Origin of the sequence: Streptosporangium sp. NPDC000396 (genome assembly GCF_042898655.1) — a bacterium.
In the GTDB taxonomy this organism is placed as follows: domain Bacteria; phylum Actinomycetota; class Actinomycetes; order Streptosporangiales; family Streptosporangiaceae; genus Streptosporangium.
Genome location: NZ_JBIAZA010000013.1, coordinates 108,729 through 133,776, shown reverse-complemented (window position 1 = coordinate 133,776; position 25,048 = coordinate 108,729). Strand labels below are relative to the sequence as shown.

General features: G+C 69.4%; 22 protein-coding genes. 14 read left to right on the top strand and 8 right to left on the bottom strand.

Translation table 11 applies throughout. The features are described from left to right. Positions 1–2 precede the first annotated feature (2 nt). Both ACFY2X_RS22230 and ACFY2X_RS22225 read left to right on the top strand, forming a co-directional pair. A complete protein-coding gene (locus tag ACFY2X_RS22230) occupies positions 3–770 on the top strand; it encodes a polysaccharide deacetylase family protein (RefSeq protein WP_389940551.1) in 768 nt (255 codons plus the stop codon). A gap of 50 nt (positions 771–820) precedes the next feature. Beyond that, complete coding sequence (locus ACFY2X_RS22225; protein ID WP_389940549.1) at positions 821–1,456, top strand: DUF2461 domain-containing protein; 636 nt, start codon at positions 821–823, stop codon at positions 1,454–1,456. On the opposite strand, the gene ACFY2X_RS22220 is transcribed toward ACFY2X_RS22225, so the two are convergent. Then, on the bottom strand, positions 1,431–3,473 hold the full coding sequence (locus ACFY2X_RS22220; RefSeq protein ID WP_389940547.1) for a HelD family protein: 2,043 nt from the start codon (positions 3,471–3,473) through the stop codon (positions 1,431–1,433). The two genes, ACFY2X_RS22225 and ACFY2X_RS22220, sit on opposite strands and share 26 nt — an antisense overlap. Before the next feature lie 66 nt (positions 3,474–3,539). Between ACFY2X_RS22220 and ACFY2X_RS22215 the strand changes: the two genes are divergently transcribed. Next, positions 3,540–4,154 (top strand): TetR/AcrR family transcriptional regulator, encoded by a 615-nt coding sequence (locus ACFY2X_RS22215; protein ID WP_389940545.1) that lies wholly within the window; start codon positions 3,540–3,542, stop codon positions 4,152–4,154. A gap of 238 nt (positions 4,155–4,392) precedes the next feature. Here the strand turns inward: ACFY2X_RS22215 and ACFY2X_RS22210 are convergent, their stop codons facing one another. Together ACFY2X_RS22210 and typA are read right to left on the bottom strand one after the other, a co-directional pair. Next, complete coding sequence (locus ACFY2X_RS22210) at positions 4,393–5,061, bottom strand: superoxide dismutase family protein (RefSeq protein WP_389940543.1); 669 nt, start codon at positions 5,059–5,061, stop codon at positions 4,393–4,395. Between the two features lie 321 nt (positions 5,062–5,382). Beyond that, on the bottom strand, positions 5,383–7,236 hold the full coding sequence (gene typA / locus ACFY2X_RS22205) for a translational GTPase TypA (protein WP_389940541.1): 1,854 nt from the start codon (positions 7,234–7,236) through the stop codon (positions 5,383–5,385). Between the two features lie 234 nt (positions 7,237–7,470). On the opposite strand from typA, the gene ACFY2X_RS22200 reads away from it, so the two are divergent. Genes ACFY2X_RS22200 through ACFY2X_RS22190 form a run of 3 tightly spaced genes read left to right on the top strand, consistent with a single transcriptional unit; the run spans position 7,471 to position 11,584 of the window. Further along, the gene (locus tag ACFY2X_RS22200; protein ID WP_389940539.1) at positions 7,471–8,322 is read left to right on the top strand and encodes an alpha/beta hydrolase; all 852 of its coding nucleotides are present in this window, start codon (positions 7,471–7,473) and stop codon (positions 8,320–8,322) included. A 57-nt stretch (positions 8,323–8,379) separates the two neighbouring features. Then, positions 8,380–10,425: a phosphate acetyltransferase gene (gene pta, locus ACFY2X_RS22195; RefSeq protein WP_389940537.1), complete on the top strand. Its 2,046-nt coding sequence runs from the start codon at positions 8,380–8,382 to the stop codon at positions 10,423–10,425. A gap of 37 nt (positions 10,426–10,462) precedes the next feature. Then, entirely contained in the window at positions 10,463–11,584 is a 1,122-nt protein-coding gene (locus tag ACFY2X_RS22190; protein ID WP_389940749.1) for an acetate/propionate family kinase, read from the top strand. A 196-nt stretch (positions 11,585–11,780) separates the two neighbouring features. Here ACFY2X_RS22190 and ACFY2X_RS22185 read toward each other — a convergent pair whose 3' ends face one another. Further along, positions 11,781–13,214 (bottom strand): aldehyde dehydrogenase, encoded by a 1,434-nt coding sequence (locus ACFY2X_RS22185; RefSeq protein WP_389940535.1) that lies wholly within the window; start codon positions 13,212–13,214, stop codon positions 11,781–11,783. 141 nt (positions 13,215–13,355) lie between these two features. On the opposite strand from ACFY2X_RS22185, the gene ACFY2X_RS22180 reads away from it, so the two are divergent. Further along, entirely contained in the window at positions 13,356–13,748 is a 393-nt protein-coding gene (locus ACFY2X_RS22180; RefSeq protein ID WP_389940533.1) for a VOC family protein, read from the top strand. A 174-nt stretch (positions 13,749–13,922) separates the two neighbouring features. Further along, positions 13,923–14,834 (top strand): coiled-coil domain-containing protein, encoded by a 912-nt coding sequence (locus ACFY2X_RS22175; RefSeq protein ID WP_389940531.1) that lies wholly within the window; start codon positions 13,923–13,925, stop codon positions 14,832–14,834. A 170-nt stretch (positions 14,835–15,004) separates the two neighbouring features. Here ACFY2X_RS22175 and ACFY2X_RS22170 read toward each other — a convergent pair whose 3' ends face one another. The 3 genes from ACFY2X_RS22170 to ACFY2X_RS22160 all read right to left on the bottom strand — a co-directional run bounded on the left by ACFY2X_RS22170 (position 15,005) and on the right by ACFY2X_RS22160 (position 17,765). Beyond that, complete coding sequence (locus ACFY2X_RS22170; RefSeq protein ID WP_389940529.1) at positions 15,005–15,748, bottom strand: maleylpyruvate isomerase family mycothiol-dependent enzyme; 744 nt, start codon at positions 15,746–15,748, stop codon at positions 15,005–15,007. A 90-nt stretch (positions 15,749–15,838) separates the two neighbouring features. Beyond that, positions 15,839–16,276 carry a hypothetical protein gene (locus ACFY2X_RS22165; RefSeq protein ID WP_389940527.1) on the bottom strand — a complete coding sequence of 146 codons (438 nt, stop codon included), beginning with the start codon at positions 16,274–16,276 and terminating at the stop codon, positions 15,839–15,841. A gap of 175 nt (positions 16,277–16,451) precedes the next feature. Next, a complete protein-coding gene (locus tag ACFY2X_RS22160; protein ID WP_389940747.1) occupies positions 16,452–17,765 on the bottom strand; it encodes a GH1 family beta-glucosidase in 1,314 nt (437 codons plus the stop codon). Between the two features lie 71 nt (positions 17,766–17,836). Here ACFY2X_RS22160 and ACFY2X_RS22155 point away from each other — a divergent pair, with 71 nt between their 5' ends. Together ACFY2X_RS22155 and ACFY2X_RS22150 are read left to right on the top strand one after the other, a co-directional pair. Further along, entirely contained in the window at positions 17,837–18,493 is a 657-nt protein-coding gene (locus tag ACFY2X_RS22155; protein ID WP_389940525.1) for a TetR/AcrR family transcriptional regulator, read from the top strand. Between the two features lie 53 nt (positions 18,494–18,546). Continuing rightward, the gene (locus ACFY2X_RS22150) at positions 18,547–19,350 is read left to right on the top strand and encodes an enoyl-CoA hydratase (protein WP_389940523.1); all 804 of its coding nucleotides are present in this window, start codon (positions 18,547–18,549) and stop codon (positions 19,348–19,350) included. Positions 19,351–19,400: 50 nt separating this feature from the next. Here the strand turns inward: ACFY2X_RS22150 and ACFY2X_RS22145 are convergent, their stop codons facing one another. Then, entirely contained in the window at positions 19,401–19,577 is a 177-nt protein-coding gene (locus ACFY2X_RS22145; protein WP_389940521.1) for a hypothetical protein, read from the bottom strand. Positions 19,578–19,670: 93 nt separating this feature from the next. Here ACFY2X_RS22145 and ACFY2X_RS22140 point away from each other — a divergent pair, with 93 nt between their 5' ends. The 4 genes from ACFY2X_RS22140 (at position 19,671) to ACFY2X_RS22125 (ending at position 24,749) form a co-directional block, all read left to right on the top strand. Beyond that, positions 19,671–20,075 (top strand): DUF4267 domain-containing protein, encoded by a 405-nt coding sequence (locus ACFY2X_RS22140; protein WP_389940519.1) that lies wholly within the window; start codon positions 19,671–19,673, stop codon positions 20,073–20,075. Positions 20,076–20,224: 149 nt separating this feature from the next. Next, positions 20,225–20,587 (top strand): MerR family transcriptional regulator, encoded by a 363-nt coding sequence (locus tag ACFY2X_RS22135; protein WP_389940517.1) that lies wholly within the window; start codon positions 20,225–20,227, stop codon positions 20,585–20,587. 86 nt (positions 20,588–20,673) lie between these two features. Continuing rightward, positions 20,674–22,134, top strand: coding sequence for a peptidoglycan D,D-transpeptidase FtsI family protein (locus ACFY2X_RS22130; protein ID WP_389940515.1), 1,461 nt, complete (start codon positions 20,674–20,676; stop codon positions 22,132–22,134). A 143-nt stretch (positions 22,135–22,277) separates the two neighbouring features. Next, entirely contained in the window at positions 22,278–24,749 is a 2,472-nt protein-coding gene (locus tag ACFY2X_RS22125) for an ATP-binding protein (protein ID WP_389940513.1), read from the top strand. The last annotated feature ends 299 nt before the right edge of the window (positions 24,750–25,048 follow it).

Here is a 25,048-nt window from a genome sequence, read left to right as displayed (position 1 = left end):
CGGTGGCTCCCACGCCCAGGGCCCCCGCGCCCCCGGTGCCCCAGACGGTCGATCCCGCGGAACTGGCCGCGAAGCTGGCCGGAATCCAGCCGGGGTGGCCGGGGCCCAGGTTCCCGGTCCCGCGCAGGCCGCGTGACATCAACTGCAGGCGGGTCAAGTGCGTGGCGCTGACCTACGACGACGGGCCGGGCGAGCACACCGGGAAGCTTCTCGACATGCTCGCCAAATACCGTGCCAGGGCGACCTTCTTCGTGCTCGGCCAGATGGTCGCGGAGGACACCGAGCACAACATCCGCCGGATGGTGCGGGCGGGGCATCAGCTGGGCAACCACACCTGGGACCACCAGGACCTCGCCGCACTGCCGGAGGAGGGGATCAGGTCCCAGCTGAGCCGTACGCAGGAGATCGTCAAGCGGTTGACCGGGATCCGGATGACCCTCATGCGCCCGCCGTACGGATCCACCAACGACATGGTCGCCGCCGAGGCCAGCAGCGAGGGGCTCGCCCAGATCCTGTGGAGCGTCGACACCCTCGACTGGCGCGACCGCGTCACCTCGACCGTCATCAGACGCGCGACCGCGGCCACACCGGGATCCATCGTGCTCATGCACGACATCCACGCCACCACGGTCGACGCCACCCCCCGGGTGCTGGAGCACTTCGCCGCCCGGGGCTACAGGTTCGTGACGCTTTCCGAGCTGTACGGCAAGCCGCTCACCCCGGGCAGGAAATACGTCGAGGGCAAGGACTACGCGTACGGCCAGCGATGACGGAGCGGGCGCCGCCGGAATCGTCGGAGGGTGGTGGCACGATGGGCGGCATGAGCTTCAGCGGTTTTCCCGACGAGGCCTTCGTGTTCTACGAGGGCCTGGAGGCGGACAACTCCAAGACCTACTGGACCCGCCACAAGCAGGTCTACGAGGACATGGTGAAGGCGCCGATGGCCGCGCTGGCCGAAGAGCTGGAGGCCGAGTTCGGCCGGGTGCATCTGTTCCGGCCGCACCGCGACGTCCGCTTCGCCAAGGACAAGTCGCCTTACAAGACCCATCAGGGCGCCTACACCGCGACCGGCGAGGCCATCGGCTACTACGTCCAGATCGACGCCGAGGGGCTCCGCGCCGGAGCGGGCCTGTATTCCGCCGAGGGCGGTCAGCTCGCCCGCTACCGGCAGGCGGTCGACGAGGAGATCAGCGGTGTCCCGCTGGAGAAGATCGTGGCCGAGATCCGCGCCGCGGGCTACGAGATCGGGGGCGACCGCCTCAAGACGCGTCCCCGAGGCGTTCCCGAAGATCACCCCCGCCTCGACCTGCTCCGCCACAGATCCCTGCACGCGGGCCGCCGCTTCCCCCTGGAGCCGTGGATTCACACTCCCGAGGCCCTCGACCGCGTCCGCGTGGTCTGGCGCGACCTCATCCCGCTCGTCGAGTGGCTCACCGTTCACCTCCCGACCGACTAGCCCTCGCGAAACTCTCGATGTGAGACGGCAGCGGGCGGGAGTGCAGCACGTCGAGCCGTGAGACGGCGCGGGTGAGCGCGACGTAGAGCCGGTTGAGGCCGCGGTGCTCGGCTTCGACGATGTCGGCCGGCTCGGTCACCACCACGTGGTCATACTCCAGGCCCTTGGCCATTGTCGCGGGCACGACGGTCACCCGCGCGGAGTCGTCCGCCGTACCGGCTTCGACGACGGAGATGCCGGCGTTCCACAGCGCCGACGCCAGCTTCTCGACGTCGGCGTCGGCGACTATGACGGCGATCGAGCCGTCATGGCGCAGGGCGTCACGCACCGCGGCGACGGCGGCGTGCGGAAGGTCGGACACCTTCTCGATGCGCAGCCGGCCGTCGGTCCGGAAGGAGCGGGTCGGGGGCAGGTCCATCCCCAGCGCTCCGAGCAGGCGGTTGGCGAGTGCGACGACGGCCGCGGGCACGCGAAAGCCGGTCGTCAGCGCGATCACCCGTGCCTCCGGCTTGCCCAGATGCGCGAGCCGTTCCCGCCAGTCGCGGGCGGACCACGGCGTCGTGCCCTGCGCCAGGTCGCCCAGCACCGTGATCGAGCCGTGCTCGCTCCTGCGGGCGATGGCCCGGCACTGCATCGGGGACAGGTCCTGTGCCTCGTCGACGATCACGTGACCGTAGCCTCGCGGGCGTTCCAGCAGGCCGGCGACCTCGTCGATGAGCACGGCGTCGGCCGCCGACCACCTGGCGCTCTTGAACGAGCGGGGAGGCCGCGCCCACAGGATCGCCGACTGCTCCTGCGGTGTCAGCAGCCCGCCGGCGGCTCTCGCCAGCGCCGCGGGATCACCGAGCAGCTCCGCCACGACCTCTTCCGGCCGTACGGCGGGCCACACGGCGTCCAGGAACGGGGTGGCGGCCCTGTCCATCCTGCGGGTCCAGGCGGCGTTGATGGTCTGCCCGCGTGCTTCGGCCTGCCGCCGTAGCACGGCGACGATCCGTGACAGCACGCGCTCGCGTCCGACGGCGTACGGCGTCGCCTCGCGCCGGGTGTCGTCCACGATGCGGCGAAGATCCTCCTCCGGCACGCGCCAGCGGTAGGAGCCGTCGGGGACGGTGACCGGCTGGGTGGGCTTGCGCACGCGCCCGTACAGCGCTCGGCGCAGCACGGCCGCCATGCGGACATCGTGCTTGACGGTCGCGGTGGCCTCACCGTCGTCTCCCCGGGCCGGGCCCTTGGCCAGCAGCTGGTCCACGGTCGTCTGCTCGACGTCGACCTCGCCCAGCGCCGGCAGGACCGCCGAGATGTAGCGGAGGAAGGCGCGGTTGGGGCCGAGAACCAGCACGCCCGCGCGTTCCAGGCGCCGGCGGTGGGCGTAGAGCAGGTAGGCGGCCCGATGAAGGCCGACGGCGGTCTTGCCGGTGCCGGGGGCTCCCTGAACGCAGATCGACTCGTCGAGTACGGCGCGGACCAGCTCGTCCTGCTCGGGCTGGATGGTGGCGACGATGTCGCGCATCGGGCCGACGCGGGGGCGCTCGATCTCGGCCGCCACGATCCGGCTCACGCTCTCCGGCTCCTGGCCGCGGTCGAGCCGTTCGTCCTCGAAGCCGGTCAGTGAGTTCTCCGCCCAGCCGAAGCGGCGCCGTACGGCGATGCCCTGGGGGTCACCGGCACTGGCCCGGTAGAACGCCCGGGAGACGGGGGCGCGCCAGTCGATCACCATGGGCTGCTCGCCCACGGCGCCCGAGATGTGCCGTCGGCCGATGTAGTAGCGCTGATCACGGTGATCGCCGGCGTCGGTGCCCGAGCCGAAGTCGAGACGGCCGAAGAACGGGGGACCGTCCGGCTCCTCGCTCAGCTCTTTGGCGAGGCTCTTGAGGTGGCGTCCGAGCCGCTCCGCGCTGTATCGGTCACCTGCCACCTGCTCGCCGATGACGACGTTCAGACGGGCGCCCTCGAGCATTTCACGCAGAGCCTCCCGGCATCGCGTCACGTAGGCCTTCTCGTCGTCGAGCACGGTCATCTCGCACCACCAAAAGTTAACCTGGTTAATAGATTAACCAGGTTAACATCTTGCTAGGCTTGGCGCGTGACAGGACTTCGGCATCTCAAGAAGCAGCGGACCCATGAGGCGATCTCCGCGGCGGCGATCTCACTGTTCCTGGAGCGGGGTTTCGACGACGTGTCCGTCGTCGAGGTGGCCGCCGCCGCGGAGATCTCCAAACCGACCCTGTTCAAATACTTCGCCACGAAAGAAGATCTGGTCCTGCACCGGATCGCCGATCATCAGGGCGAGGCGGCGCGTGTCGTCCGGAGGCGAGGGCCGGGAGAGGAGCCGCTCGCCGCGCTGCATCGGCACTTCCTGGCCGGACTGGAGCGACGCGACCCCGTCACCGGGCTGAACGACGACGAGGAGGTGGTCGGCTTCCACCGCATGATCTTCTCCACCCCCAGCCTGGTGGCCCGCCTGTTCCATTACATGACCGGGGATGAGGAGGCTCTCGCCGAAGCGCTCGCCGGGAGCATGGACGATCTCACGGCATCTCTCGTCGCCGGCCAGGTGCTCGCCGTGCAGCGCGTGCTGTCTCGCCGGAACTGGCTGGAGATCGCCGGAGGGAAGACGGCGGCGGAGGTCTATCCCGCGGCGGTCGCCGCCGCCGACCACGCGTTCGCCCTGCTGCGCGGCGGTTCCGCCGCCCTGTGACCTCCCGCGCCGCCTGCCCGGGGACGCGGCGACGATCCTGGCGAGGTACGGCTCCGCGCTCCCCCGAGGGCGGAGCCGTACCGGACGAGAGCTCAGGCGAGCAGCAGCACCAGCGCGGTGAAGACCACCCACGCGAGCAACAGGGCCAGATGCATCCGGCCCGACATGACCTGCATGGCGGGATCCCCCTTTCGGCAGGGATCCTGCCGGGTGGCCCTTGGACGGGACTTGGAGCTCGCTAGCGCCGGGTGATCACACCGCAGGCGATGCGCTTGCCGGAGTCGCCGGTCTTGAGCGTGTCGGCGTCGGGACCGGCCTCGCCCCGCGTGCCCTTGTACCGGTCGGGGATGTTGGAGTCGTTGTCCGGCAGGGCGTGGATGACGATGGAGCTGCCGTCCTCGTCGAAGAGCTGCTTCACCTGGAAGCGGTCGGTGAAGGCGGCGGCCCTGCCGGTGCCGTCCTCGCCGACCAGCAGGCTGGGCAGGTCGCCGGAGTGGTTGGGATGCGAGCCCGAGCCGAGATTGAAGTGCGGGCCCGCGCTGAAGAACGGGCTGCCGGTGGCGGGATCGGTGGAGTTGGGATCGCAGGTGCCCACGGTGTGGATGTGGAAGCCGTGGTAACCGGGCGGCAGGTTCCTGACGGCGACCCTGATCCGGGTCTTGCCGCCGGGCCGGGTGTCTATGTCCATCAGCCCGACCGGGTTGCCCTGGGCGTCCTTGATGACGGCGCCGACCACGGCGCCGGGAGAGGCGGGCGGGCTGGTCGGGCTCGGGCTCATCTGGTCCGACGGGCCCGGTGGGCTTGGGCTCATCTGGTCCGGCGGGCTCGGTGCCGGTATCGGCGAAGCCGCGCCGACCGCCCCTAAGCCGAGTGTGACGGCCAGCAGCAGGTGAGTTCTGCGAAGCATGAGGGCCCCCCGTACGTTCGTCGGCCCCTGTGCGGAGTCGCCCTCCGTCACACGGGATCGTGAGCGCTTCTCATACCCCAAGTATCAGACGAGGGCCATGTCAGCGGGGGAGGAGGGGTGAGCGTACGGCCGGTCCGGGGACGCGGGCCGTACGAAAAGGCGCGGTGACCGGCCGTGAGGAAAGACCTCGGCGGGAGCAGCCGGGGCTCGTCGCGGGGAAAGGCTCCCCGGCGGAGCGGGTGACACGGAGAAGGCGCCGGACCACGAGGGTCCGGCGCCTTTCCAAGGGTTTTCCAGGGGCCCCGCGGCCCCTGCGGCGGGTCAGTTGCCGCGCTTGGCCCGGGCGGCGGTGCGGCCGCGGGTCGCGGCGTCCAGGACGACCTTGCGGATGCGCACGGTCTCCGGGGTGATCTCCACGCACTCGTCCTCGCGGATGAACTCCAGCGCCTGCTCCAGGGAGAGCTGGCGCGGCGGGATCAGGGTCTCCGTCACGTCCGCCGTGGAGGAGCGCATGTTGGTGAGCTTCTTCTCCTTGGTGATGTTCACGTCCATGTCGTCGGAGCGCGAGTTCTCACCGACGATCATGCCCTCGTAGACCTCGGTGGTCGGCGAGACGAACAGGATGCCGCGCTCCTGCAGGTTCGTCATGGCGAAGGCGGTGACCGGGCCGGGACGGTCGGCGACCAGCGAGCCGTTGTTGCGGGTGCGCAGCTCGCCGAACCACGGCTCGTAGGCCTCGAAGACGTGGTGCACCAGGCCGGTGCCGCGGGTCTCGGTCAGGAACTCGGTCCGGAAGCCGATCAGACCGCGGGCCGGGACCACGAACTCCATCCGGATCCAGCCGGTGCCGTGGTTGGTCATGTGCTCCATGCGGCCCTTGCGGACGGCCAGCAGCTGGGTGACCGCCCCGAGGTATTCCTCCGGGCAGTCGACGGTCAGCCGCTCGACCGGCTCGTGCACCTTGCCGTCGACGACCTTGGTGACCACCTGCGGCTTGCCGACGGTCAGCTCATAGCCCTCACGGCGCATCTGCTCGACCAGGATGGCCAGCGCCAGCTCGCCACGGCCCTGGACCTCCCAGGCGTCGGGACGGTCGGTCGGCAGGACGCGCAGCGACACGTTGCCGATGAGCTCCTTGTCGAGCCGGTCCTTGACCATGCGGGCGGTGACCTTGGAACCCTTGACCTTGCCGACCAGCGGCGAGGTGTTGGTGCCGATGGTCATCGAGATCGCGGGCTCGTCCACCGTGATCAGCGGCAGCGGGCGCGGGTCCTCGGGGTCGGCCAGGGTCTCGCCGATCATGATGTCCGGGATGCCGGCGATCGCGATGATGTCACCGGGGCCCGCCTGCTCGGCGGGCTTGCGCTCCAGCGCCTCGGTCATCAGCAGCTCGGTGATCTTCACCTTCTGGATGCTGCCGTCGGTGCGGCACCAGGCGACCTGCTGGCCCTTCTTGATGGTGCCCTGGTGGACGCGGCACAGCGCGATCCGGCCCAGGTAGGACGAGGCGTCCAGGTTGGTGACGTGCGCCTGCAGCGGGGCGGACGGGTCGTAGGTCGGCGCCGGGATCGTGTCCTTGATGACCTGGAACAGCGGCTCCAGGTCCTCGGAGTCGGGCATCCCGGCGTCGGCGGGACGGTTCAGCGAGGCGCGACCGGCCTTGGCCGAGGCGTAGACGATCGGGAAGTCGATCTGCTCCTCGGTGGCGTCGAGGTCCATGAAGAGCTCGTAGACCTCGTCCACGACCTCCTTGATGCGGGCGTCGGGGCGGTCGACCTTGTTGATGCACAGGATGACCGGCATCTTGGCGGCGAACGCCTTGCGCAGCACGAACCTGGTCTGCGGCAGCGGACCCTCGGAGGCGTCCACCAGCAGCACGACGCCGTCCACCATCGACAGGCCGCGCTCGACCTCGCCGCCGAAGTCGGCGTGGCCGGGGGTGTCGATGATGTTGAGGGTCATGTCACCGTGCTTGACGGCGGTGTTCTTCGCGAGAATGGTGATGCCCTTCTCGCGCTCGAGGTCGTTGGAGTCCATGACACGGTCGTCCACGTCCTGGTTGGCCCGGAACGCTCCGGACTGCCAGAGCATGGCATCCACGAGAGTGGTCTTGCCGTGGTCGACGTGCGCGATGATCGCGATGTTCCGCAGGTCATCGCGGCTGTTCAAGGGCATGATGGAGTCTCACTCTGTGATCGTGGAGGCTGGCCGCGGACGATGCGGCCCTACCATTTTAGTTGATCCGTCCAATCGCTCTTACGCTCCCGCCGTATGAAGTACGCCAATTCACCTTCTCGACACCCTTTTGCCCCGTGCTGCGGCCCGCTCTTCCCCCGTGAAACGGCTCACCAGCGCGCCGTGGCGCAGGCCGTGCGCGGGCGCTGATCGAGGCCGTCCTAAGCTCGGAACATGCCTTTAGCGCCATCGTTCGCCGTGATGCTCAGGACCGAGGACAACGTGCGGATCGACGCCGCGCACACACCGCCGCGCGGGCCGGACGATCTGGGGATCGTGCTGGCGCACGGGTTCACCGGATCGCTCAGGGAGCGTCCCACGCGGCGGATCACCCACGTGCTCAGCGGGTTCGGCGGGGTGATCTCTTTCGACTTCCGGGGGCACGGCCGGTCGGGGGGCGAGTCGACGGTCGGCGACCTGGAGGTCCTCGATCTGGACGCGGCGGTACGGCACGCGCGGGCGATCGGCTACGCCAGGGTCGCCGTCGTCGGGTTCTCGATGGGCGGGGCGGTGGCCGTACGGCACGCGGGACTGCGCGGCGCGGTGAGCCGGGCCGGGGTGGGCAGGGGGCCGGTGAGCGGGGATCCGGGTGAGCCCGGCGGTCGTGAGGCGGCTCGTGGGCCGGGTGACGGGCGTGACGGGGTGGACGCCGTGGTCGCGGTCAGCGCGCCCGCGCGGTGGTACTACCGGGGAACCCGGCCGATGCGGCAGGTGCACTGGGCGATCGAGCAGCCGCTGGGGCGATGGGCGGCGCGGATGGGAAAGAGAACGCGGATCAGGAAGGGCGTGTGGGACCCGGTGCCGCTGGCGCCCTACGAGGCGGCCGCGAAGATCTCACCGACTCCGCTGCTGGTCGTGCATGGCGACTCGGATGGTTTCTTCCCGCTCGATCACGCGCATCAGATCTACGATGCCGCTCTGGAGCCCAAGGAGCTGTGGATCGAGCCCGGATACGGGCATGCGGAGTCGGCGGCCACACCGCAGCTGATCCGCCGGATCGGAGAATGGGTCAGCGCCAATTCCTGATCCCCTGAAGGTGGCATTCCTGTTGGCGAACGATGTGTTGAGATGGGGGCGATGCACATGCGGAGCATCTACGTGGCCGGCCTCGGGCGTGGCGACGGCAGGCAGATCGTCGAGCTCGGCGTGATGGAGCTGCTCACCCGCAGGGTGGGCCGGGCCGGGGTGTTCCGCCCGATCACCGGCGGCGGGGACGACCGCGCGCTCGAACTGCTCAACACCCGGTATCACCTCGCGGCCTCGGCGATCGGGGTCACGGCCGAAGACGCTGCGGAGATCTACGCCCGGCAGGGCACCGAGGAACTCATCGCCCGGCTGGTCGCCCGGTTCCACACGCTGGAGCGGGAATGCGACGGGTTGCTGGTGCTGGGCAGTTCCTTCGAGACCGCCGACCTCCCGCGCGAGCTGGCTTTCAACGCCCGCCTCGCCGCCGAGTTCGGCGCCCCGGTGATCGTGGTGGTGGGCGCGCACGGTGACCAGCCCGCCGAGATCGCGATGGAGATGCGCACCGCCTACCAGGTCTTCTCGGACCTGGGCAGCACGGTGCTGGCGGTCATCGCCAACCGGGTGCCGGAGGGGATGGTCGTCGATCCGGGCCTGCCGGTGCTCAGCTATGTCATTCCCGAGCACCCCTCGCTGGCGGCGCCGACCGTGGGCCAGGTGATGCAGGCGGTGGAGGCCAAGCAGATCCAGGGCGACGACGACGGGCTGCGCAGGGACGTGCTCGGGTTCGTGTTCGGCGGGGCGACGCTTCCGGTGTTCCTGGAGCATCTGGTCGACGGGGCGCTGGTGATCACGCCCGGAGACCGGGCGGACCTGCTGCTCGTCTCGACGGCGGTCGACGCGGCACGTACGGCCAGGCCGTCCGGCGTGGTGCTGACGCTGGGGGAGGAGCCCACGGAGGCCGTCAAGACCCTCACCGCCCGCCTGGCGCCCGGAATGCCGGTGCTGTCGGCCGCCGCGGACAGCTTCACCGTGGCCACCACCCTGGCGGGTCTTGAGGGGCGGCTCACCGCCGACAACCCGCGCAAGATCGAGACGGCCCTCGGCCACTTCGAGACCCACGTGAACATCGCCGACCTGGCCGACCGGATCGAGCTGGCCCGTTCCGAACGGGTCACCCCGATGATGTTCGAGCACAGCCTGCTGGAGCGGGCGCGGGCCGACCGGCAGCACATCGTGCTGCCCGAGGGGGAGGAGGACCGGATCCTCCGGGCCGCCGATATCCTCCTGCGGCGAGGGATCGTGGACCTCACCCTGCTGGGGCGGGAGGAGGTGGTCCGCAGGCGGATCGGCGACCTCGGCCTCGACCTGTCCGGCGTGACGGTCGTCGACCCGCTGACCTCCCCGCTGCGTGACTCCTTCGCCAAGGACTACGCCGCGCTCCGGGCGCACAAGGGCATGACCCTCGAACGGGCCAGGGACGTGGTCACCGACGCCAACTTCTTCGGCACGATGATGCTGCACCGGGGCGTCGTGCACGGCATGGTCTCCGGCGCCGCGCACACCACCGCCGCCACGATCCTGCCCGCCTTCCAGATCATCAAGACGGTCCCGGGCACCTCGATCGTCTCCTCGGTGTTCTTCATGTGCCTGGCCGACCGGGTGCTCGTCTACGGTGACTGCGCGATCAACCCGGATCCGGACGCCGAGCAGCTCGCCGACATCGCCATCTCCTCGGCGCGTACGGCGGAGCGGTTCGGCGTCGAACCGAGGGTCGCGATGCTGTCGTACTCCACCGGCCACTCCGGCACCGGCGTCGACGTGGACAAGGTTCGCGAAGCCACCGCCCTGGTCATGGAGCGGGCGCCGGACCTGCTGGTCGAGGGGCCGATCCAGTACGACGCGGCGGTGGACGCCAGGGTCGCGGCCACCAAGTTGCCCGAATCCCAGGTGGCGGGCCGGGCGACCGTGCTGATCTTCCCGGACCTGAACACCGGCAACAACACCTACAAGGCCGTGCAGCGCTCCGCCGGAGCCGTCGCGGTCGGGCCCGTGCTGCAGGGACTCCGCAGGCCGGTCAACGACCTGTCGCGGGGCGCCCTGGTCACCGACATCGTCAGCACCGTGGCCATCACCGCGATCCAGGCACAGGAGGCCGCCCGATGAGAGGGCAGGCAGAGGAGGCACGTTGAGCCGCGTACTGGTGCTCAATAGCGGATCTTCTTCCGTGAAATATCGCCTCATGTCAGGCAATGAACGGCTGGCGTCCGGGACGATCGAGAGGATCGGCGAACCCGGGTCCCCGGCGGCCGACCACGAGACGGCCCTGAAGATCGTCGCGACCGAGCTCGCCGAGAAGGGCCTCGGCCTCGACTCCCCGGAGCTGGTCGCGATCGGGCATCGGGTGGTGCACGGCGGCACGACCTTCACCGAGCCCACGCTGATCACCGAGGAGGTGGTCAGGAAGGTGCAGGAGCTCATCCCGCTCGCGCCCCTGCACAACCCGGCCAACCTGGCGGGCATCGAGGTCGCCAGGCGGCTGCGCCCCGACCTTCCGCAGGTGGCGGTCTTCGACACCGCCTTCCACTCCACGATCTCCCCGGCCGCAGCGACCTACGCGATCGACCGTGAGGTGGCCGGGCGGCTGAGGATCCGCCGCTACGGCTTCCACGGCACGTCGCACGCCTACGTCTCCCGCGAGGCCGCTCTCGCCGTGGGCAGGCCTGCGGGCAACGTGATCGTGCTGCACCTCGGCAACGGGGCCAGCGCCTCGGCGGTGTCGGCCGGGCGGTGCCTGGACACCTCGATGGGCATGACCCCGCTGGAGGGCCTCGTCATGGGCACGCGCAGCGGCGACCTCGACCCGGCGGTGGTGCTCTATCTGGCCCGGACCGGGGGCATGTCCCTCGACGAGATCGACACGTTGCTCAACCGCCGCGGAGGCATGCTCGGCCTCTGCGGGGACAACGACATGCGTGCCGTACAGGAGCGGCTGGCCGACGGCGACCCGGACGCCGAGCTGGCCTTCTCGGTCTACTGCCACCGGCTGCGGAAATACGTCGGCGCCTACTACGCCGTGCTCGGCACGGTGGACGTGATCGCGTTCACCGGGGGCGTGGGGGAGAACTCGCCGCTGGTCAGGCTGACCGCGCTGGCCGGGCTGGAAGCACTCGGCATCGCCGTGGATCCCGGGCGCAACGCGCGCGGGGAACGGCTGATCTCCACCGACGACGCGGCCGTGAAGGTCGCCGTGATCCCCACGGACGAGGAGCTTGAGATCGCCCGCCAAACTCTTGAGGTGATTTCGCGAACCAATCGTGGATAAACGTCGTCTACCTACAGCGGATGGATCAACTCCGTCGGGAGAAGTCCGCGGGACACGAATCCTGGCTTAGCTGGAATCGTGGGACATACTTCACGTAGTCAGACGGTGGCCCAGCGTCGCGGGGGCGTGCTGGGCCATCCATCCGCGCGTGCTTGTACGGCTCCGCGTGAGCCGTACAAGCACGTCTCGGGGATCCTCAGCCCATGCGGGCGATGGACTTGTACTCCAGGTAGGCCGACAGGCCCTCGGGGCCGAGTTCGCGGCCGACGCCGCTGCTCTTGAAGCCGCCGAACGGGGAGCTGGTCTCGATCATGAACATGTTGACGCCGTAGGAGCCGGTGCGCACCTGGCGGGCGATGTCCATGCCGTGCTCGACGTCGGCGGTCCACACCGTTCCGGCCAGGCCGTAATCGCTGTCGTTGGCGATCCGGACCGCGTCGGCCTCGTCCTCGTAGGGGATCACGGTCAGCACCGGGCCGAAGATCTCCTCGCGGGCGATGCGCATCTCGTTGGTGGCTCCGGCGAAGACGGTCGGGGCGACGTACCAGCCCCGGTCGTGGGGACGGTCCAGGCCGCCGACGACCGGCTTGGCGCCCTCGTCGATGCCGATCCTGATGTAGTCCTCGACCCGCTCCTGCTGGCGCCGGGCGACCAGCGGGCCGATTCCGGTCGCCGGGTCGGCCGGGTCGCCGACCCGCATGCCCTGGACCATCGACGCGACCGCGTCCACGACCTCGTCGTAGCGGCCGCGGGAGGCCAGGATGCGGGTCTGGGCGACGCAGGCCTGGCCGTTGTTCATCAGCGAGGCGATCGACAGGAAGCCCATGGCGGAGGACAGGTCGCAGTCGTCCAGAATGATCGCGGCCGACTTGCCGCCGAGCTCCAGGGTGCACCGCTTGAGCTGCTCGCCGCAGATTCCGGCGATGCGGCGGCCCGCCGCGGTGGAGCCGGTGAAGGCGACCTTGTCCACGCCGGGATGGGAGACCAGGTGCTCGCCCGCCTCGCGTCCCGCGGCGACGATGTTGACGACCCCGTCGGGGATGCCCGCCTCCTTGACCATCTCGGCCAGGAGGTAGGCGTCGAGCGGGGTCTCGGGTGCGGGTTTCACCACGACCGTGCAGCCCGCGACGAGGGCGGGAGCCAGCTTGATCATGATGACGAACTGCGGGACGTTCCAGGGAACGACGGCGGCGACCACGCCGACCGGCTCACGGCGGACGGTCACCGGGCCGAAGGTGCCCGGGCGCTCCTCCTCCACGGGGAACGTCTGGCCGAGCTGGGCGTAGTACCGCAGCATGCCGAGCGGCTGGGGAGCCTGTGCCATGTGCGAGAAGGTGATCGGGCAGCCCATCTCCAGAGTGATGACCTCCGCCATCTCGGACTGGCGGGCCGCGTAGATCTCGGCGAGCCTGCCGACGACGGCGGCGCGTTCGGCCATCGTCATCCGGGGCCAGGGGCCGTGGTCGAACGCCTGGCGGGCGGCGGCCACCGCGCGGTCCATGTCGGCCGGGGTGCCGTCGGGAACGCGGCCGACGACCTCCTCGGTGTGGGGTGAGATGACGTCGATGGTCTCGGTGCCCGCGGGGGCCACCCAGTCGCCCCCGATGAACAGCGTGTCGTGCCTGCGCATGATGAGTGCCTCCTGGTGGGGGGGAGCCGGAGCCGGGTTCTTGAGCGAATGCTTGCTTGGATAGTGTTACCCGTGGGAAAGCTCGACAAAGTCCCGCTGATGAAACCGAATCATGTTCTGTCGATGATGGCAAGGAGTGTCATGTCCGAGCTCACGGGTTTTTCGCACATCGCGCTGTCGGTCGCCGACCGTGACGCCAGCGTCCGCTGGTACTCCGAGGTCCTCGGCTTCAAGGAGATCGCCGTCCTCGACAGCGAGCGGTGGCTGCGCACCATCTGCTTCCATGACAGCCTCGCCGTCGTCGGCTTCACCCAGCATCTGGACCGCGAGGAGGGCGGCTTCGACCACCGCAGGACCGGCGTCGACCACGTCGCCTTCGGGGTCGGCAGCCGTGAGGCGCTCGACGAATGGGCGCGGAGGTTCGCCGAGCTCGGCGTCACACACTCACCGGTCGAGGAGAGCCCGTTCGGGCCACTGCTCTCCTTCCGTGACCCCGACGGAATCCAGCTGGAGCTGTTCTTCACCCAGATGTGACAGCAGGGAGGGTTGTTGTCGTTCTGACGCACCCGGCAGCATTTGTTTGGAGCCCTGCAAGCTGGTAGATAGTTCGTCAATGGTGCACGGGTTCGGCCGTTCCGGTAGCGGGCTCCAAGATCGTCTTCTATAGTTTCGCTCCGTCCATGAGGGGGCTCTGGAGGTGAGCGAAGCGTGAGATCGGCTCACTCGGCCGCGCTGGGCATCGTGCTCGCCACCCTGCTTCTGACCCCGGTCATGGCCGGAGCCGCAGCCCAGCGCATGGCCAAGCCCAACCCCGAAGCCGAGCTCCGCAAGCTGACCCGTGAGGCGAGCAGCCTCAACAAGTCCTACCGCGGCGAGGTGCAGAGCCTGGAGGACACACGGGTCCAGGCCAGCAAGGCCGCCGAGACCGCCAAGGGCCTGAGAAGAGACCTCGCCACCGCCAAGACCGACATCGTGCGCTTCGCTCAGACCAGCTACATGGGCGTCCCGCTGGACGGCGCCAACCTGCTGAGCTTTCAGGGCGACGCCTCCCTCGCCCTCAACCAGGCCGCCCTCATGTCCTACCTGACCGGCCAGCGCGCCACCCGGCTCAACCGGATCCAAGAGCTGATCAAGAAAGCCGAAGACGCGGAGAAGGCCGCCGAGGGCAAGATCGAAGACCTCAAGAAGGACATCGCCAAGCTCAAACAGGACCGGGTCCGGATCGAGAAACTCCTCGCCAAATACAGCTACCAGGCCCCTACCAGCAGCGACGGCCTCACCGCCCGCATGGTCAACGTCCGCAACACGATCCTGCAGAACTTCCCGATGCCGTACGCCGTGGGCTGCCTGAGGGTGGGAGACCCCGGAGAACACGGCAGCGGCCGGGCCTGCGACTTCATGATGAGCACCGGAGGCCGGATGCCGACCCCCGAGGCCAAGGCGCGCGGCGACCGTCTGGCGCAGTGGGCCATCGACCACGGTCGCGAGCTCGGAATCATGTACATCATCTGGCAGCAGAGGTACTACGACATCCGAACCGGCGCGGGCTGGAGAATGATGTCCGACCGCGGCGGCATCACCGCCAACCACTATGACCACGTTCACGTATCGGTCTTCTGATCCACCGGGTTCCTGACCTGCGTGGATGATTTTCGGGGTATGTCCGGGACGCTTCGGTCCGGCGGGAGATCGCGCGGGACCGACCGCCCTGACCGCCGCCGGAATGCCCGCCGGAATGCGGGGCGTCGACGCGGTCTCTCACCGGTGGGTGCGGCCGTCCCGGCGTAGGGTCAGCCCCAGCCGGGGGCGGGTGGCATCGGCCAGTTGGGCGGGGTGGGAAGCGGCCGGTCGGACATGAGCGGGTCGTCGGCCGCGCGGCCGCTGAGCCAGCCGAGAAGGGCGTGGCCGGGGCCGCCGATCGCGGGACCGGCCGGGGACACGGTCCAGGACCGGCCGAGGTCGACGGCTTCGACATGGGCGACGGGGAAGCCGCGCGCGGTCAACGCGGCGAGGGTGTCATCGAGGGCCCACGTCACGTATGCGACAGGCCAGTCGGCCGTACGATAGCCGGTGCCCAGGTCGACGTGGTGGGTCTCAAGCTCGCGCCAGCAGCGGCAGAGGGTGTACCAGGCCGGGTGCCGCCAGCCCGCCAGCGCCGTGACCAGGGTGTCCCACGCTTCGGCGGGCATCGACGCGGCGTCCTCGGCCAGACGCGCGAAACAAGTGCGCGCGTCGGTGACGAGCTCGGCGGCGGGGAGGGCGGCGCCGTCCTCCACCGCACGGGCGAACGCCTCGGCGCCGGTCCTCGGGGAGGGCTCGGCACCGGTGCGGGCCACGGCCAGTAGCCACCGGTAGGCGTCGGCGCTACGGGACAGATGGGCGATGACGTGGCCGCGAGTCCAGCCGGGTAGCGACGAGGGGGCGCGCATGTCCGCGTCGGTCAGGGCGGCCAGGGTGCCGGCGAGCCGGTCGCCGGACCGGGTGATCTCGCCGATGATGCCGGCCACATCCGGCCTGATCGGTGGTTGGGACACCGGGCTACGATACGCCCCGATCGGCGGGTGACCCCGACCTTGAGCGGTTCGCCGGATGGCTCGGAGAGTCTCGGCTCGAAGCGGATGCGGTCACGCCCCCAGGTCGACAGAGCTGATCACGGGGCAGCCGAGGTTCTCCGCGAGCACGTCCCGCTGATGATCCGTCAGCGGATTGAGGAAGACGACCGCGCCGGCGTTGGTGTCCTCACGAGCCAGCGCGATCTCACGCACTTTGCCCGTGCTCACCAGCGTGCGGGATGAGTAGGGTCGGTCCATCGCTCTCACACCTCCGTCGGAGACACCTCGGCGTTGCACGAAGCGTCCCACCACACGAGCGCCGAGAGCCGTCACCGCGTCGGCGAACTCGTCCATGAGCGCGGCGTACTCCTTCTGCTTGGCCGAGAAGTAACCGACAAGAAGGACATCCATCCCGGCCGACACCGCGGGCAAGGGGTACTGCCGCCCCTTCGACGGCCGGGTGCCCCGCAGCGGACGACGTCCTCGCCGCAGGCGTCGATGCGACTTCACGACTGACACGGTAGTGATCGGCTGGCCTGCGTTCACGCCTTCGGCGTCTGACCATCCGGGTCTGTCCGGGGCCGGGCGCGGTTCCCGCCCCGGACAAGCCCTCCTGGCGAGAGCCCGCTCTCAGCGGAGCGTGGTCGATTTTCCGTCTCGGCCTCAACGCGGGCGGCCGGAGCCTCTACTGGATGGCCGAGTTCTCCGCGATCCGCTTCTTGAGCCAGTGGTAGGAGGCCTTGGGGGTGCGCTTCGCGGTGGTGAAGTCGACGTGGACGAGGCCGAATCGCTGGTGGTAGCCCTCGGCCCATTCGAAGTTGTCCATCAGGGACCAGACGTAGTAGCCCCGCACGTCCACGCCCTCGGCCCTGGCCTGCTCGACGGCTTTGATGTGGCCGTCGAGATAGGTGATCCGGGCCTGGTCGTCGACCGTTCCGTCGGGGCCGGGGGTGTCGGGCTGGGAGCAGCCGTTCTCGGTGACGTAGACGGGGGGAAGGGCCTCGCCGTACCGGGCCTTGAGGCCGGTCAGGAGCTCGCGCAGGCCGTCGGGCACAACGGGCCAGCCGAAGGACGTGGTGGGGTAGCCGGTGATGCCGGTGTCGGTGAAGGGGAGGCCTTCCTCGGTAGGGGCGGCGATCCGGGTGGGGTTGTAGTAGTTGATGCCGATGCCGTCGAGGCGGGTGCCGATCAAGTCGAGGTCGCCGTCCTGGACGCAGTCGAGGGCCACGCCATAAGCCGAAAGATCGGGATATTTCCCGAGCAGAACTGGGTCGTTGAAGAGACGGTTGTGCAGGATGTCGTAGGCGTCGGCGGCGGCAAGGTCGGCCGGGGTGGAGGACGAGGGCCAGACAGGGGTGCAGTTGTTGGTGATCAGCACCTTCTCCGCGCCCCGGTTTCTGAGCTCCCGTACGGCCAGGCCGTGCCCGAGCAGCTGGTGGTGGGCCACCGGCAGCGCGTCCATGAGCAGGGTCCTGCCGGGGGCGTGGGTGCCCAGGGCGTAGCCGAAGACCATGTGCACGAACGGCTCGTTCAGGGTGATCCACATGGGGATGCGGTCGGCGAGCCGGTCGGCCACGACACCGGCGTACTCGGCGAAGCGGTAGGCGGTGTCACGGTTGAGCCACCCGCCCTCGTCCTCCAGGGCCTGCGGCAGGTCCCAGTGGAACAGCGTGGCCGCGGGGACGATGCCCTTCTCGCCGAGCGTGTCCGTCAGCCGGTCGTAGAAGTCCAGGCCGGCCTGGTTGATCCGGCCCTTGCCGTCGGGCTGGATCCGCGGCCAGGCGATGGAGAAGCGGTAGGAGTTGACCCCGAGGTCGGCCATCAGCGCCACGTCCTCGGGCCAGCGGTGGTAATGGTCGCACGTCACGTCGCCGGTGTGCCCGTCGCGGACACGGCCGGGCTCGTGGGCGAAGGTGTCCCAGATCGAGACGCCCCGGCCGTCTTCGGTGACCGCGCCTTCGATCTGGTAAGAGGCGGTAGCCGTACCCCAAAGAAACAATGCGACCTCCAAATAGTATGAGTAAGGCTCATGTTAGCTCTTGTTTTGCTTCTGTAGGGGATGATGGAGCGATGACGAACGTTTCCGGGGGAACGCTGCGCCGTCGCCCCGCCCAGCGGCGCAGCCTGGAACGGGTCGAGCGCATGCTGGACGAGTGCGCGCGGCTGCTCGACGAGGTGGGTTACGAGGCGCTGACCACGAAGGAGGTCGCGCGTCGCGCGGAGGTGCCGATCGGCACCTTCTACCAGTTCTTCCCCGACAAGCAGGGACTGGTGCGCGCGCTGGCGCTGCGCAACCTGGAGGCATTCCTCGACCGGATCACCACCCGGCTGTCGGGGGTGCGGGTGGCGGACTGGACCGAGATGGTCGACATGGCGATCGACGAGTTCGTCGCGATGAAACGGTCCAGACCGGGGTTCGCCGTCGTCGACTTCGGTGAGGTGCTGCCCTCGCCGGGGGGTCCGGCGCTCCGGGGCACCGAGCGGATGCTCGACGCCGCGCTGGAGAACAACGTCGTCGTGGCCGACCGGCTCCGCACGATCACCATCGACCTGCTCGGCGCTCCGATCGGGCCGAATCTGGACCGGGCGCTGGTCGTCGCGGTCGAGGCCGCCGACGCCGTGCTCAAGCTCGCCTTCCGCTCCCAGGCGGGCGGAGATCCCGATCTGATCGACGAGTGCAAGCGACTGGTCCGCCGTTACCTGTCCGACCACATGCCCCAAGAATGACACCAAGCGCTTGCTCGTGCTAGAACGTGTTCTAGCGCGAGGAAGGGGTCGCCATGTCGTTCATCCTGGTCGACAAGCCCAGGCCGCATGTCACGCGGATCACGCTGAACCGGCCCGAGCGAATGAACGCGATGGCGTTCGACGTGATGATCCCCCTTCGCGAGGCCTTGGAACGGATCAGTCATGACAACGACACCCGGGTCGTGGTGCTCACCGGGGCGGGGAAGGGCTTCTGCTCGGGCGCCGATCTGGAGAACCCCGGCCCGATCCCGCACATCGACGGCCTGGGCGTCCCGTCCATCGCCCGTCGCTCGATGGAGCTCCTTGACGAGGTGATCCTCGCGCTCCGCAGGACGCACCACCCGGTGATCGGCGCCGTCAACGGCCCGGCGATCGGCGGCGGGCTGTGCCTGTCGATGGCGACCGACATCCGGATCGCCGCCGACACGGCGTATTTCCGGGCGGCCGGCATCAACAACGGCCTGACCGCCTCCGAACTGGGCCTGTCCTACCTGCTGCCGAGGGCGGTCGGCTCGTCCCGGGCTTTCGAGATCATGCTCTCCGGCCGGGACGTGGACGCCGCCGAGGCCGAGAGGATCGGTCTCGTCTCCCGGACCGTGCCGGGAGACGAGCTGCTGGACACCTGCTACGAGCTGGCCGAGCGCATCATCGGCTTCAGCCGGGTGGGCGTGGAGATCACCAAGCGGATGCTCTGGTCGAGTCTGGACGCGGGCAGTCTCCAGGCCCACATGGAGCACGAGGGCCATGCCCAGTTGTACGTCCGTCTGACCACGAAGAACTTCGAGGAGTCGATCCGCGCGCGCAAGGAGAACCGCGCCCCGGAATTCCGCGATTGAGGACGCCGCCGCCTCGGGCCCGGTGATCTCGCCGGGCCGGGCGGCGTCCATCACGGTGTCAGCCGGCAAGGAGTGAGAGGAGCAGGCCGACACGTGCCTCCCGCCTCCGCCAGCCGCCGGGTGGTGACCGCGTCCCACCCCTCGGTCTCTGCCGGCTCGCGGGCCGAGGTGATGATCAGCCGGTGCCGCTCGGCCTTTTCGCGTTCCTTGCACTCTTGGATAGCCATGACACGAATCCTAGCGACGCTAGACATTTAATCGCTAGCAGTGCTAGTTTCGTTCTTGTTCCTAGCACTGCTATATCGCTGGAGTGATCCCCCATGCTCAGAAGGCACATCGGCACCGTCATGGCCGTCCTCGTCGTCCTCGCCCCGATGTTCTTCGGACTGAACTTCCTGTTCAACGGCCCGAACGCCGCCCCCGGCTTCGGCATCGCCCCCTGGCCCGAGGGCAACGCCGACGGTTACTTCATCGTCAAGGGCGTCCGCGACCTCGCGGTCTCTCTCACCGTGCTCACGCTCCTGCTGCGCGGCCACCGACGCACGCTGGGCATCGTCATCCTGATCGACGCCCTGCTGCCGCTCGGCGACGCCTACGCCGTGGTCACGCACGGCGGCACGCTGGCACAGGCCCTCTCCATTCACGTGAGTGCCGCGGTGGTCGTCCTGCTCAGTGGAGTGCTCCTGCTGACGGAGAAGCAGGCGGAGAAGCAGGCGGAGGAGTAGGCGAAGAAGCGGCCATGACGTGACGGACCGCGCCGCACTCGTTCGTTCCGAGAGTCCGGCGGTACAGCGGCAGCCAGGAAAGCCCAGGGCGACCACCGGTCTCGTCCGGGCTTGACCTGGAGTGGGCTCCAGGTGGGATGCTGCAACGCGTGAGTGTGTACACGCCGGGACAAGTGGTGGAGGAAACCGGCTTCAGCATCGACACGCTGCGCTACTACGAGCGGATCGGGCTGCTGGAGCCGATCGGCCGCAACGCGGCCGGGCAACGCCGGTTCACTCAGGACGACATCGGATGGCTGGGCATGCTCCGCTGCCTGCGGGACACCGGCATGCCGATAGCGGAGATGCTCCGCTTCGCCGAGCTGGTCCGGGCGGGCGAGCACACGATCTGTGACCGGATCGCCCTGCTCGAAGCCCACGACCGGCGGGTGGAGGCTCAGATCGACAACCTGCGGGAGAAGCAGACGGCGATCCGGAACAAGATCGGTTACTACTGCTCGATGGTCGGTTAGAAGCCGTACGACGGCTTTGCCCCCGGGCGGCCCCCCCTTTTCGGTCTGGCTGTTAGACCGGTAATCCGGGATCGGGGGAGGGGCCCATGGCCGCACCGCGCGCGCGCCGGATCAACATTCCACTCCGGCATGTCTCCTTGATGTGCGGGGCGATGTTGTTCGTGTTGCTCGGCAACATGACCTACCTCCAGGCTTTCGAGGCCGACCGGTTCACCGAGGATCCGCGCAACCAGCGGTTGCTGATCGCCCGGTTCGACAGGCCCAGGGGCGACATCCTGCTGCGCGACGACACGGTCATCGCGACCAGCGTCAGGAACGAAGGCGGCAAATATAAGTATCAGAGGCTCTATCCCGAAGGTCCTCTTTATGCGCCTGTGACTGGCTATCTCTCGCTCTACGGCACCAGCGGCATCGAAGAGGCCGAGGACGCCGCACTGTCCGGGAACGATCCCCGGGTGAAGATGCGCTCGCTGGTGGACGGCATCGAGGGCGGGGCCACGCTTGAGCTCACGATCGACGGGCAGGCGCAGCGGGCCGCCTATGAGGCGCTGCGCGCCACCGGGCTGCCCGGGGCCGCCGTCGCGATCGATCCGGGAACCGGCGCGATCCTCGCCATGGTGTCCTTTCCCTCCTATGACCCGAACGTCTACACGAGTTTCGACGGCGCCGAACTCGGCAGGGAGGACAAGCGGCTGCGGAGCGATCCCGGCCGCCCTCTGCTGAACCGGGCGATCCAGCGGAACTACCCGCCCGGGTCCACCTTCAAAGTCGTCACCAGCGCGGCCGCGCTCAGCTCGGAGAAGTACAGGCCGACCACCAACGTCAGTGCACCCGCCGCGCTCCGCCTTCCCGGCACCGACATCTACCTGCGTAATTCCGGTGGTACGGCCTGCGGTGACGGCAATCCGCCGCTGGCCTACGCCTTCAAGGTCTCGTGCGACACCCCGTTCGCGAAGCTCGGCCTCGACCTCGGCCAGGACGCGCTGCGCGAGCAGGCCGAGGCGTTCGGGTTCGGCGACGACCTGGCCGTGCCCATGCCCGTGGCCAGAAGCGTGTATCCGCAGGAGATGGACCGGGCGCAGACCGCGATGTCGGCGCTGGGGCAGTTCGAGGATCGGGTCACCCCGCTCATGATCGCGATGATCTCGGCGGCGGTCGCCAACGACGGCCTGCTGATGCGTCCCTACCTGGTGAAGGAGATCCGGCTCCCCGACGGCACGGTCGTCGACAACACCGAGCCGTCGCCGTATCGCCACACGCTCGGCGCGGACGAGGCCAACCGGCTCACCGCGATGATGGTCACGGTCACCCGGCCCGGCGGTACCGGCGCGGCCGCCGCCATCCCGGGCGTCGAGGTCGCCGCGAAGACCGGCACCGCCGGGAACACCGCCTCCGGTCAGGATCACGCGATCTTCACCGGCTTCGCCCCGGCCGCCTCTCCCCGGATAGCGGTGGGGATTCTCGTGGAGCACGGCGGGTCCGGCAGCCGGGTGGCGGCTTCCATCGCCAAGGCCGTCGTGGAAGCGACGCTGGGAGAGCCGGGCTGATGCCGGTGCGTGGAAAACGGCCCACGGTGCGTGGAAAACGGTCCACCAATTTGAGCGTCCGAAATAGGGCCAAGCCTGGGCATGAGACGGTAATCGGTGTCACACTCTCTGTAACGGTTGACCCGCGACCTTGTTAAGAGCCGATGACACAGGACTCCGCGCGCATCTCCCTCACCGGAGGCAACCTCCCTCTCGAACCCAACGCCTTCATCGGCCGCGAAGCCGACGTGGAAGAGCTCACCGAGCTGTTGGGTGTCGCCCGGGTGGTGACGCTGTGCGGAGCGGGCGGCATCGGCAAGAGCAGGCTGGGGGTCCGGGTGGCGGCCCAGGTGGCGGCCCAGTTCCCCGGGGGCGTCTGGCTGGTGGAGCTGACGGAGGCGGTCCCGGGCGACCTGATCGCGCCCCGGGTGGCCGCCCTGCTCGGGGTGAAGGCCGAGCCGTCGCGCCCGCTGACCGAAACGCTGATCGACGCGCTCGGTGACCGGCGGCTACTACTGATCATCGACAACTGCGAGTCGCTCATCGAGGAGTCCGCGCGGTTCTGCCAGGCGTTGATCACCGCCTGCCCGGGGGTGCGCGTGCTCACCACCAGCCGGGAGCCGTTGCGGGCGGCGGGGGAGACCGTGTGGCGGGTGCCGCCGCTCACGCTGCCCCAGGGTGGCGTCCACGACCTGGCCGTCAGCGAGGCCGTACGGCTCTTCGTCGACCGCGCCACCGCCGCCTCGCGCGGCTTCGCCGTCACCGAGCAGAACGCGAACGACATCGCCAGCCTGTGCGAGGCGCTCGACGGGATGCCGCTCGCCATCGAGCTGGCCGCCGCGCTGTGCCGGGTGCTGACCGTGGAGCAGATCCACGCCCGGATCAGGGACCGTTTCCGGCTCCTGTCCACCGGCGACCGGACCGCCCCGGCCAGGCACCAGACGCTCCGGGCGACCGTCGACTGGAGCTACCAGCAGCTCAAGGAGCCCGAGCGGATCCTGCTGCGGAGGCTGGCGGTCTTCACCGGAGGCTGGACGCTGGACATGGCCGAGCAGGTCTGCGCGGGCAACGGCCTGTGGGCCGAAGACATCCTGCGCGTGCTCTGTGGCCTGGTCGACAAGTCCCTGGTGCTGGCCGACGCGGAGATCGCGGGCGAGACGCGTTACCGGATGCTGGAGACGATCCGCGAATACGCCGCCGAGCAGCTCGACATCTCCGGAGAGGAGACCGAGCTGAGGCGGCGGCACCGGGATCACATGATCGAGATCGCCGGCCGCATCCATCAGATGATCGTCCGCCGCCCCCGCCCGACCTGGGTGGAGATCTGCCCGATGCTGGTCCTGCTGGACGAGTTGCAGGCCAACGTGTGGGCGGCGGTGCGCTGGTCGGCCGAGGCGGGTGATCCGGAGAGCGCGCTGCGCCTGCTGGTCCTGCTCCGCTGGCCGACCATCGCCGGCGGCAGGTTCACCCCCGCCGACCAGTGGCTGGATCGCCTGCTCGCGGTGGAACCGGCGAGGCTGACCCCGCGCGTGCGGGCCGACGCCCTCGTGCTGCGCGGGCAGGTGGCTTTCGGGCAGGGCGACCCCGACACCGCGCAGACCGTCTGCACGGTCGCGGCCGAGCTGTGCCGGGCGACGGGCCTGCACGGGCCGCTGGGCGGCGCGCTCGCCGTCCTGGCCTGGGTGGCCATCTACCAGCGGCGGCCGGACAGGGCCAGGTCCTTCCTGGACGAGGCGCTGGACGCCGTGCACAAGGTCGACGACCCATGGCACGAGATGGTGATCCGTTCCATGGAAGGGACGTTCGCGCTGTCGGAGGGGCGGGCCAAGGAGTCGCAGCGCTCCTTCGAGGCCGCGCTGGCCATCGCGCACGAGCTCGACAACCACTGGGCGGTCCCCGTCGCCCTCATCGGCCTGGCCCAGGTCGCCTGGCTCCGAGGTGACCTGGTGGAGGCCCGCGCCTACTACGAGCAGGCCCTCGACCTGCTCCAGGACATCACGGCCCACTGGGTGACCATCACCTGCCTGTCGGGGCTGGGCCGGATCGCCCTGGCGCAGGGAGACCTCGCCACGGCGCGCGCCAGGCTGATCGAGAGCCTTCGGCTGTGCCTGGGGACGGGCCAGCGGCTCGGCGTGGCCCGGCGGATCGAGGCACTCGCACAGCTCGCCCTGGCCGAGGAGGACGACCGCCGGGCGGTGCGCCTGGCGGGGGCCTCCGCCGCGATCCGGAGCGCGATGAACGGCGCCGTTCTGCCGTCCGGCTTCGGCGCGCGGATGGAGGAGCTGCTCCAGCCCGCCCGGGCACGGCTCGGCGACGCGCTGGTCGCCCAGCTGTGGTCGCACGGCCAGGAGATGACTCAGGAACAGGCGGTCCGCTACGCGTTGCAGTGCGACGAGCGGCCCGACGCGTCCCCGGCCGGCAGGCATCCGGTCGCCGCTCCGCTCACCACGCTCACCTGCCGGGAATGGGAGATCGCCGAACTGGTCGCCAGGGGCCTGAGCAACAAGGCCATCGCCGACGAGCTGGTGATCAGCCCCGCGACCGCGGCCCGGCACGTGGCCAACATCCTGGCCAAGCTCGGCTTCTCCTCCCGCACCCAGGTCGCCACCTGGGTCATCGGCCAAGACCGCCCCTGAGCTCGACCTCCGGCTCACGCACCGCCGGGCGGTCCCGGAAAACGGCTTCGCCGCAGGAGAGTCTCCGGACGCGTCGCCTACACACCCCGCCTACACATCGGCGACCACGCAGATACACCTCGGGATACGCAGTCCGGAGCATGCGCCGGACCCGCTGCCCGCCGTACGGTTCCCTCGTGTTCGACCGATGACGCCCAGCCTTTCGCGTCGCGCCCGCCACGACGGGGGCACGGTACGGCAGGCCCACACCATCCCCGGCGTCTCGGTCGAGCACGCCGGAGCGTCGCGTGTCTCTTTTG